The sequence below is a fragment of the uncultured Nevskia sp. genome, from assembly GCF_903885465.1.
GTDB lineage: Bacteria > Pseudomonadota > Gammaproteobacteria > Nevskiales > Nevskiaceae > Nevskia.
Window position 1 is genome coordinate 1 of record NZ_CAISIQ010000460.1, and the last position, 6,543, is coordinate 6,543.

Below are 6,543 nucleotides of genomic sequence, written 5' to 3' on the forward strand. Positions count from 1 at the left end.
ACTGCGCTGGAAGAAGCCGACGCCATCGTCTTTGGCTCGCCCACCTACATGGGCGGCGTGTCGGCGGACTTCAAGAAATTCGCCGATGCCAGTTCCAAGCCCTGGTTCGGCCAGAAGTGGAAGAACAAGATCGCCGGCGGCTTCACCAACTCGGCAACCATGAACGGCGACAAGTTCTCGACCATCCAGTACATGATCACGCTATCGATGCAGCACGGCATGATCTGGGTCGGCACCGGCATGATGCCGGCCAATTCCAGCAAGGCGACGCGCAACGACGTCAACTATGTCGGCGGCTTCTCCGGCGCCCTCGCCCAGTCACCCAGCGATCTCGGCCCCGACGAAGGTCCGCTGCCCGGCGACCTCGAAACTGCGCGTCTGTACGGCGAGCGCATTGCGCAGATCACCAAGCAGTTCAAGGGCATCACAGGCTAGCCAGGACTACGGTGGGCCGTAGCTCACGGCCGCCAGTTCCACCTCGGCTTCACCTCCGGGCAGCATCAGCTTGACCACCTCGCCGGCCCGGCGCTTGAGCAGCGCACGGGCCAGCGGGGAGTCGATCGAGATATAGCCGCGCTCCGGATCGATCTCGTCCGCACCGACGATCCGGTAGCGTTTTTCGTCGCCGTGATCGTCGTGCACCTGCAGCCAGGCGCCGAAGTAGACGCGCTCCGGATCGCTCGGCACCGCATCCACCACTTTCAATTCCGGCAGCCGGAACTGCAGGTAATGGACGCGCCGATCGATCTCGCGCAGTTCCTTCTTGCGATAGATGTATTCGGCGTTCTCGGAACGATCACCCTCGGCCGCTGCAGCCGACAAGGCCCGCACGACTTCCGGCCTGCGGATTCGCCACAACTGCTCGTACTCGGCACGCAGCCGTGCAGCACCTTCTGCGGTGATGTACGGCGAGCTTTTCGGTGGCGGTTCCCGGTAGCGACTCATTCAGACAGTGTGGCTGGTTCAGCCGTCTCTGGGCGGATTCAGCAGGCTGGCGTGCACACGGGCCACGAAATCGGCACTGCGGATCGGGCCCTGGCCCCAGCGGGCATCGAGATCGGCCGTCAGGCGCGCGGCCTGGATCTGCTTCAGCGTCTGGCCCCGTTGCATCGCGGCCTGCACCCGGTTGCGCACCGTCGAGAGCATGTCGCGATAGGCAATCAACTTGTCGCGCGCCACCGGCTCGCCGCGCGCCGGCACGAACAGCACTTCCGGCCCGCCGATATTGACCAGCCTGCCGACCGCGGCAATCAGCCCCGATATCGAGCCGCCGCGAGCGACATCGATCGCCGGGTACTGGCCCGGCGTATAGAGGCGGCCGACATGCAGCAGATGGGCCGCCGGAAACAAGGCCGCGCAGGCGCCGGCCACGAGGCCGCTCTGGACCCGGAACAGGCCAATCTCGTCGCCATTGAGATGAACCGTATCGCTGTCGGAGAGCGCCACGATCAGCCGAGTCGGCGTCGCCGCCGAGACTTTGCTGGCGGGCACTTTCAGCAGGCCATCGAGGGTGGCGTGGCGCAGCCGGCCGTTCGCCATGTACAGCACCGAACCGTCACCCCGGCTCATGATGAAACCGGCATCCGGGTCGGTATCGACGATGACCTTCGGCACGTCGCCGCCCAGCAACGCGGCAATATCGCCCTGTCGCTTGATGTCGACATCGCCGACAACCAGCAGGCCATCGCGGCCTTTCGAGACGATCAGATTGCCGGTCGGCTGCCTGAGGATCGTCACGCCGCGATCAACTGCCGCCGCCGTGGCAACCGGGAACAGCAACAGCCAAGCGGCCGCCATGCCGAGGCGGCCCATCATTGGTACGGTCATCTCCCCTCCTCCCACTCGACGTTTTTTCTTGCTGTTTTTATTTTCCGCAGGCCTTAAGACCTGCTGGTAAACACCCGGCAACGGCGACCGAAATCACCGCCGACTGCGCCTAGCGTAACAGTGCTGTCATACGCGCGATGCGTTCGGCCTGGATACGATTCAGATTGCGGAACACCGTTGCGGCGATTGAGGGATAGCGTTCGCGCAGTCTTTCGAGGTCCTGCGAGTTGAAGCGGAGCAGGCGTACCGGGCTGGTGGTATCGACGCTTGCGGTGCGTCGCTGGCCGAAATAACCGGCCTCGCCCATCACCGCGCCGCGGGTCATGGTCGACAGCACCAGCCGTTCCTCGTTGCGTTCGATGGTCGCTTCCACCGCGCCATCGACGACCACGTAAATGTCCCGCGACAGATCGCCTTCCTGGATGATCCGCGTGCCGGCCGGATGCTTTTCCAGCCGCGACATCAGCGCGAACAGCCTTGCCTGGCGCATCGACAAGCCCGACAGCAGCGGAATCGTGTGCTGCGGACTTTTGCCGAGATCGAGCCGCAACAAGTCCCAGAGCGTGACGATGCGCAAGCGGGAACCGAGCGCCGGCGTCAGCGTCATGTCGACGATCCAGGCGACGAACAAAGTCCACGCGGCCAAGCCACCGAACTGCCGCTGATTGTTCAGTTCCGAGCCGGCAAACACCAGAAAGCCGAGACACAGACAGACCGTGGCCAAGGTAATCGGCCGCAGCACCGAGCCGAGCGCCGAACGCACCGCGCCAGCTTCGGTGCCTTGTTCGCGGGCATCGGCATTGAAGCGGGCGAGAAAGTGCACGGTGTCGTTGACGGCGATGCCGAGCACGATGCAGGCGATCAGGCTGGTGGTGGGGTTCAGCGGAATGCCGAGCGCCCCGAGCGTGCCGAAGTAGACGGCGATCGGCACGATGTTCGGCACCGTTGCGATCAGGCCGGCCTTGATCGAGGTGAACATCAGCGACAGCAGCGCACCGATGGCGACCACGGCAATCGCGATCGATGCCAGATGGCCGCCGGCCAGTGCTTCGACAGCGCGGGTGGCAAGCACCGCGCTGCCGGTGAAGCGGGCATCGATCGGCGACGGCAGTTCGGCAGCACGCGCCTCGGCCCGGCGCAGGAAGGCGCCGATCGCCGTCGAGCCATCGACGTTGAGACGCAAGCTGATCACCGCGGTGCGGTACTGCGGATCGATGACCCGGTTCAGCGCTTCGCTGCTGGCAAACAGCAGGATCTGCTTGACCGCCGCGCCATCGGCCGGCACGCCGAAGTACAGCGGCTCGTTGTTGTGCAGCACCAGATTGGTCAGCTTCAGCTGATCGACGAAGGACACCGCCGCACCGACTTCAGGCTGAGCGCGCAGCCAGTCCTGAAAGCTGTCGACGGCATCGATCAGCGCCGGGTTGGTCAGCGCATCGGGCGCTTTTCCGTCGATCAGCACGGTGACGAAATTGGCGCCGTTGAAGGCATTGGCAACTGCTTCGAAATTCTGCCGGACCGGCGTGTCTTCATCGAAGCTGTTGATGAAATCGGCACCGCCTTCGATGCGGCTCGCGGAGATGAAACCGCCCACGATCAGCAGTGCCGATGCGCCGATGATCCAGCGCCGCCAGCGTAGATCGAAGCCGGTCAGCAACTCCGCGAAGCGGCCGAACACGCGGGTGGCGATCGGCGGCGTCTCGCGGTTGCAGCCGGTGGCATTGAGCAGCGCCGGCAGGAACAGATGGGTCAGCGCGCCGACGTACAAGGTGCCGAGACTGGCCAGCACCGCGAAGCCGCGTACGGCCGGCAGCGGGTTCAGCAGCAGGCTCAGGAAGCCGATCACCGTGGTCGTTGCCGACAAGGTCAGGCCAGTGGAGATGCGCTTCATCACCCAGTCGGCACGCTGGGCATCGCGTACATCGGGCAGCACACTGCGCGACAGGAAATGCGCGGCCAGCAGGTGGATCGTGTACGACAGGCCGATGGTGATCACCAGCGGCGGCACGATGGCGCTGACCAGATTGAACTCGATGCCGAGCAGCACCGCCGAGGCCACCGTCCAGATCAGCGCGATCGCCACCGCCAGCAGGGCCGAAGCCGCCGCCATCGGGCTGCGGAAGGTCACCAGCAGCAGCACGGCGATCACCGCGAACACGGCCGGCACGGTGAAGCGCAGAGTGCGATCGAGCGCGCCGCTGGTCGCCGCGCGAACCGGCAGGGTGCCGGTCAGATAGACCGCATCGGCGCCGCCAACTTCCTGCACCGCGCGCCGTACCTGACCATCGAAATCCAGCGCCACGTACTGCTTCGGCGTCAGCGCCGCCGTGGTGCTCAGTGCGAACGCCGCCGTGGTGCCGTCGTCGGAGACCAGGGTGCTGCGATACAGCGGATTGGCGAGGATCTGCGCCGCAAAAGTCTGCACCGATGCCGGGTCGCGCGCGGCCTGATCGGTGAACGAGGTGACATCGATCTCGTCGCCGCTGGCTAGCAGATTCGGCGCCGTGGCCAGCGAAAACACTTCGCTGACTTCCGGCAGTTGCTTGAACTGCGCCGAGAGCCTGGCGATGCGTTCAAGGTTCTCGGTGCTGTAGACACTGGGCTCGAAGCGCACCGCAACGATCAGCGGATCGTCGATGCCGAAGGTCCTGCGGACCTGGTCGAGCACCGCGCGGCCCGGATCGTCGACTGGCAGCAGCGCTTCAGCGGATGGATCGATGTGGAAGCGCACCGTGCGCGTGACCGGATCGATGCACAGCAGCAGGCCGATGATGGTCGCCAGCGCCACCGCCAGCAGCACACGGCGCGGATGCTGCGCGACCGAGCCGAGCCAGGCAACGGTGTTCATCAGGCGCCTGCGGCCTCAGTTGCCACGATAGAACGAGGTGGGATCGAACAGCCGCGACGGCAGTTCCTGCTCGCTGCCGACCACGCCGACCACCTTGAGCCGGGTGCTGGTGTTTTCCTTGACGTCGCGCATCAGCAGATCGGACAGATACCAGTAGCCATCGGCACGCTTCAGGCTGTCGGCCGGCGCGCTGAGTTCCTTGCGCAGGCTGTTGCCCTCGAAGAACTCAGCCTTCAGCGCGACGCAGGTTTTCTGGTCGACATAGGTACGGACACGGCTGTAGCGAGCGCCGGAACCAGCGGCCGGCTGCAACTGCAGCACATGGACCGGGCGCTGCTCGATGGTCGTCGGCTTGTCGAGGCTGGTCTGGGAATCGCCGAACGCCGCTTGCAGCTGCTTCATGTCGTTGTAGCTGAAATCGGTGCCGAGCAGCGGCGCATCAGCAGAACCTCCACTGATCTTGCGCACCCGCTGCAGCGCTGGCAGATACAGGAAGATGTCGTCCTTCTTGCCGGCGCCGCCTTCGCGCATCAGGTACGCCGCGCCGTCGAGATCGTTCGGCTTGGAGATGCGCAGCAGCACGCGGATCAGGCCGCTGTCGCGGCTGACATAGACCTTGCCTTTGAGCAGCCGCTCGGCACCGCTGCGATCGACCGAGGCCAGTTCCACTTCCTTGATCTGCAGCGACGGCGGAATGTTCGCCCGCATGCAATCGAGCACTTTTTGCGTCGCCGCATCGGCGTGCGCACTCAAGTTCGCCGCCAGCAGGCCTAAGCACAGCCATCGACCTGCGTTCATCGTGCCCCCCGAGTCCCCGACGACAAGACTACCGCGCTGCCGTGAACCAGGCAGTCCTTCAGCTTTTCGGTTTTGCCGCGTCGAACGCCGCCTGCTGCGCCGGCGTGGCTTCCTGCTGATGCAAGCGCTTCCAGTCCGCATAAGGCATGCCGTAGACGCGCTCGCGGGCTGCATCGTCGCTGACCTCGGCACCAGCCTCCTTCGCCGCCGCCGCGTACCACTTCGACAGGCAGTTCCGGCAGAAGCCGGCGAGATTCATCAGCTCGATGTTCTGCACATCGGGGCGGGAATCAAGGTGCTTGAGCAGGCGCTGAAGCACGGCGGCATCAAGACGGTCCCGAAGTTGCTGGTCCATGGTCGTTGCAGGGTTCTGGAAGAGACGAGGATTGTGCGCGAAGCCCCGGAACCCTGCGACTAAACTCCGTCCCATTGCTTTCGGAACCGACACCACACCATGTCCACCCTTCCCCGCGTCGTCATCGTCGGCGCCGGCTTCGGCGGCCTCACTGCCGCCCGCGCACTCGATGGCGCCGCCGTCGATCTGACCGTCGTCGATCGCCGGAATTTCCATCTTTTTCAGCCACTTCTGTATCAGGTTGCGACGGCCGGCCTGAATCCTTCCGATGTCGCCTGGCCGGTGCGCGGCATCTTGAGCCGGCAGAAGAACGCCCGCGTGCTGCTCGGCCAGGTGACCGGCATCGACAGCATCGGTCGCGAAGTGCTGCTCGATGACGGCCGCCGCCTGCCCTACGACTGGCTGATTCTCGCCACCGGCGCCACCCATACCTACTTCGGCAATGACCAGTGGGAGGCACACGCACCGGGACTGAAGCGTGTCGATGACGCCACACTGATACGTCGCCGGCTGTTGCTGGCGCTGGAACGCGCGGAGAACAGCGATGATCCGGTCGAACAGCAGCGGCTGATGACGTTCGCGATCGTCGGTGCCGGGCCGACTGGCGTCGAACTGGCCGGTGCAATTGCCGAACTTTGCAAGCGGGTGCTGATCCACGATTTCCGCGCCATCGATACCCGCAAGGTCCGGGTGGTGCTGATCGAGGGTGCCGACC

7 protein-coding genes are annotated in these 6,543 nt (G+C 64.9%); 2 read left to right on the plus strand and 5 right to left on the minus strand.

Annotated features, from left to right (window positions below; genetic code table 11):
* A partial coding sequence (locus QZY06_RS18015; RefSeq protein WP_295686629.1) for a flavodoxin family protein occupies window positions 1-435 on the plus strand: 435 nt, incomplete at its 5' end.
* 6 nt (window positions 436-441) lie between these two features.
* On the opposite strand, the gene greB is transcribed toward QZY06_RS18015, so the two are convergent.
* The 5 genes from greB to QZY06_RS18040 form a co-directional block, all read right to left on the minus strand.
* Window positions 442-945: a transcription elongation factor GreB gene (gene greB, locus QZY06_RS18020; protein WP_295686631.1), complete on the minus strand. Its 504-nt coding sequence runs from the start codon at window positions 943-945 to the stop codon at window positions 442-444.
* An 18-nt stretch (window positions 946-963) separates the two neighbouring features.
* On the minus strand, window positions 964-1,827 hold the full coding sequence (locus QZY06_RS18025; RefSeq protein WP_295686633.1) for a hypothetical protein: 864 nt from the start codon (window positions 1,825-1,827) through the stop codon (window positions 964-966).
* A gap of 109 nt (window positions 1,828-1,936) precedes the next feature.
* Complete coding sequence (locus tag QZY06_RS18030) at window positions 1,937-4,675, minus strand: MMPL family transporter (protein WP_295686635.1); 2,739 nt, start codon at window positions 4,673-4,675, stop codon at window positions 1,937-1,939.
* Between the two features lie 15 nt (window positions 4,676-4,690).
* Window positions 4,691-5,473: an outer membrane lipoprotein-sorting protein gene (locus QZY06_RS18035; RefSeq protein ID WP_295686637.1), complete on the minus strand. Its 783-nt coding sequence runs from the start codon at window positions 5,471-5,473 to the stop codon at window positions 4,691-4,693.
* A gap of 58 nt (window positions 5,474-5,531) precedes the next feature.
* Complete coding sequence (locus tag QZY06_RS18040; RefSeq protein ID WP_295686639.1) at window positions 5,532-5,828, minus strand: DUF1244 domain-containing protein; 297 nt, start codon at window positions 5,826-5,828, stop codon at window positions 5,532-5,534.
* Window positions 5,829-5,927: 99 nt separating this feature from the next.
* Between QZY06_RS18040 and QZY06_RS18045 the strand changes: the two genes are divergently transcribed.
* Window positions 5,928-6,543, plus strand: a 616-nt coding sequence (locus QZY06_RS18045) for an FAD-dependent oxidoreductase (RefSeq protein WP_295686641.1), incomplete at its 3' end; no start/stop codon positions are given.

Excerpts from the sequence above, each read along its gene's own strand:
- QZY06_RS18035 (WP_295686637.1), bottom strand. The coding sequence starts at position 5,473 with ATGAACGCAGGTCGATGGCTGTGCTTAGGCCTGCTGGCGGCGAACTTG.
- QZY06_RS18030 (WP_295686635.1), bottom strand. The coding sequence starts at position 4,675 with ATGAACACCGTTGCCTGGCTCGGCTCGGTCGCGCAGCATCCGCGCCGT.
- greB (WP_295686631.1), bottom strand. The coding sequence starts at position 945 with ATGAGTCGCTACCGGGAACCGCCACCGAAAAGCTCGCCGTACATCACC.
- QZY06_RS18025 (WP_295686633.1), bottom strand. The coding sequence starts at position 1,827 with ATGACCGTACCAATGATGGGCCGCCTCGGCATGGCGGCCGCTTGGCTG.
- QZY06_RS18040 (WP_295686639.1), bottom strand. The coding sequence starts at position 5,828 with ATGGACCAGCAACTTCGGGACCGTCTTGATGCCGCCGTGCTTCAGCGC.